Annotated in this window: 2 protein-coding genes; one reads left to right on the top strand and one right to left on the bottom strand. The window is 39.7% G+C overall.

The genetic code is table 11. The features are described 5' to 3' along the window. Positions 1–265 (top strand): hypothetical protein (locus TW77_RS23730; RefSeq protein WP_205623900.1); only part of this gene is annotated, 265 nt, incomplete at its 5' end. A gap of 837 nt (positions 266–1,102) precedes the next feature. Here the strand turns inward: TW77_RS23730 and TW77_RS23715 are convergent. Next, the gene (locus TW77_RS23715; RefSeq protein WP_082079034.1) at positions 1,103–1,492 is read right to left on the bottom strand and encodes a helix-turn-helix domain-containing protein; all 390 of its coding nucleotides are present in this window, start codon (positions 1,490–1,492) and stop codon (positions 1,103–1,105) included. Between the last annotated feature and the right edge of the window lie 140 nt (positions 1,493–1,632).

Below are 1,632 nucleotides of genomic sequence, written 5' to 3'. Positions count from 1 at the left end.
TGTTTACTTTTTCAAAAGGAGCAAATATATGAAATTAAGAACGTTATCTAACAAAGCACTACCTTCAAAGTTGCAAGCTCATGTTGCTGGCAGTAACGGGAGTGGCAACAACCCCATTATTTATCCTAAATCCAACACTAAGGGTAAGAACCTAAGCACACAGCAAATTGCTTTTGTTGTAGGCGGGAATGGAAGTGGAAATGATCCAACTAAACCTCAGAGGCAAGCGATCAAAGTCACAGATTTCGGTAATTTCGGTGGTTAATGTTCTGGTGGAATTTTGATGTTTGCCAATTATGTTGATGAATTACATAGCTTAAACACGTGGATCTGGTGCCTATCTCTGGTAGCGCCAATCCTGATGTTTAGTAAAAGGCTTGGGTCTAGGTCTTACTATATTACAGCCATTACCTGGTTGATTACGCAGTTCATAAACCTCAGAATCGAGAGTTATTTGTTTGCTTTGTCTAAGGAAGCTGGATTCATTTTTTGGTTTGGAAGCTGGGCAACAATAGATGCCATAAGCATCACTCTTATCTATGCATTTCATGTGCAATTAAAGGCAAAGATAGAGTTCGAAGCCATGAGTGTGATGATCGCTTATGCATTCTTGGGCCTTGTGCAAATCGTTTACTATTTTGATGCTGTAGTCATGCAAACACGTATCTTTGAAAGTGCTTATCAAATCGCGATAAACACGGGGAACGTAGTTATAACACTCATACTTACACTTCCGTTGTGCAAGGCTTTATATCAACGGCTCAGGAACACAGTGGCTAGAAGGCGTGAGACTTCGTAATGGTTAGTATTCTATATTTATCGTTTCTTGTTGCCTGGATTAGTATTTTGCTACTCAAAGCTTCTGTATTAAGAGGAGCTGACAGGGTCGCGTTTGAGCCGCGGGAGCATAATTCGGAGGCTCGGAACCAACTAAACGATTTCATCCGAGAAAGGGAATGTATTGAGAGTATTTCAGATATAACACTAAAATACCAAGCTCTTATGGAGTGGAACGAGCGTTTTAACTTGTTTTTGGCTGAAGGTATTGCTGCAAGAAAAAGTGATAGCTCACAGCACAACGTTGTAGATTTACTTCATTACACTAAGAAGCATTAGACTGATCAGACGGCTCACTTTTGATGTCGTCTAGTTCTGAATTTGATACCTTTGCAATTGTAAACATAGCCATATTAACTAAAGCTTCAACTTCAACTGAGTCTGACTTTGTTAATAGGCCCAACTCACCAGTATTGAACAGAAATGTAGTAATTGCTTTCTCAAGATTCTCGGTCGAGAGGCCAGCATTGTCTTGGCTTCCTCTTTTTCCTGTAACTACATAGTTTATATCAAAGCCCAGCCCAGCAAGCTCTGCAAGCTTATCTGATGGAATTGATTTCCCACTTTCCCAACGAATATAAGTGCCTTTAGACGCGTGTATTAAATCATACACTTCGCGCTGACTAAGACCCAATCGCTCTCGTTCGAGTTTCAAATAGTTCAATTTATTAAACCGATAAAGTTTGACAGGTTTAATATATTAAACCTATACTTGTCTCAACTTAAACCAAACCCCTACAATCCAACGATTCGCCAAAATCACAATGTAGGGGTCAACCAAAACGGTAATGTACT

The organism is Pseudoalteromonas rubra (assembly GCF_000967655.1).
GTDB lineage: Bacteria > Pseudomonadota > Gammaproteobacteria > Enterobacterales > Alteromonadaceae > Pseudoalteromonas > Pseudoalteromonas rubra_A.
Note: the sequence above shows the minus strand (reverse complement) of the source record. Positions and strands in the feature narration are given on the sequence as shown.